Source organism: Campylobacter sp. RM16190, from assembly GCF_012978835.1.
Taxonomy (GTDB): Bacteria; Campylobacterota; Campylobacteria; order Campylobacterales; family Campylobacteraceae; genus Campylobacter_A.
Genome location: NZ_LIWS01000026.1, coordinates 1 through 1009, shown reverse-complemented (window position 1 = coordinate 1009; position 1009 = coordinate 1). Strand labels below are relative to the sequence as shown.

The following is a 1009-nucleotide window of genomic DNA, read 5'->3' as shown; positions in this document are numbered from 1 at the left end:
TAGATTTGTTTTCATCTGCTCCAGCTGATCTTTTTGATAGTCCATATTTTTGTTGATTATCTCTAAATTTGTGTTCATAAGCTCTTGTAAGTCGCTCCTGTAGCTTGTTAAGAATTGCTCGTTTTGCTGCAGGAGTTCGTTCCTTATACTCAATAGCTCTTCTTTCCTTTTCTCTGAATATTCCTTCAAGGCTTTTGAGGCTAGTAAATCGTTCATCGTATATTGCTCCTGTAAGTTTTGTTGCTTTTTTTGCTTCTGGCATTTTTATAGAAATGCAATCCTTGCCCTCTCTCGTGACTTCTATGCCATTTTCTCTAAGGTGGTTGACTATTTCATCTCGTGAGGTTAAAAAACCGCTTATAACGTCTAATTTTAATTGATTTTCTACATCTTCTAAGTTTTTGTATAGTCTCTTTTTCTTTTTGCTTGCTTTGATAGGCTGCTCTCTGCTTGGGTCGTTGGGGTCTGTAAAGCCGTATTTTAGGTTAATTATGTCTTTAAAGGCGTCTATTCTGTTCTGGTCTGCCTTGTAGTAATATGGCGTTAAGCTCTTTAAACTCTCAAGCTCAATTCGTGGGATTACGAAATTTAGCTCTAAATTTTGCTTGTCCGTATGCTCTACCCAAAGGATTTTATAGTTTTTATCTCGTTCAAGTCCTGCTAAAAGCACCCTTTCAAACTCTGCTATTATCTCTAGCTTGATTTCTTGGGGTATATCTCTTTCGGTAAAGTTTAGGCTGCCAAATGTAACTTTTTGCTTGTAGGGTATTTGATTTATAAGCTGTATTGTTTGGTTTTTATCGCCTTGTAATATCTTGGCTGTGCCTTGCTCTACTCTATCGTTAAGTAGATAATATACGCTTCCCGTTCCTCCGCCTTGTTGATTTGGAAAGAATTTTACTAGCATTAAGGCTCTAGCCTCTCAAGCTCTTTGCGTATTTTATCAAGCTCTCTTATTGTCATTATGTCGGTAGCTCTTCGCTCGTGACATAGTCTAGTAAGCTGATTT

At 37.3% G+C, this 1009-nt stretch carries 1 protein-coding gene; it reads right to left on the bottom strand.

Annotation, left to right across the window (positions count from 1 at the left end):
• The coding region (locus CDOM16190_RS10490; protein WP_170020784.1) for a relaxase/mobilization nuclease domain-containing protein at positions 1-907 on the bottom strand (907 nt) is incomplete at its 3' end.
• Positions 908-1009: the final 102 nt, after the last annotated feature.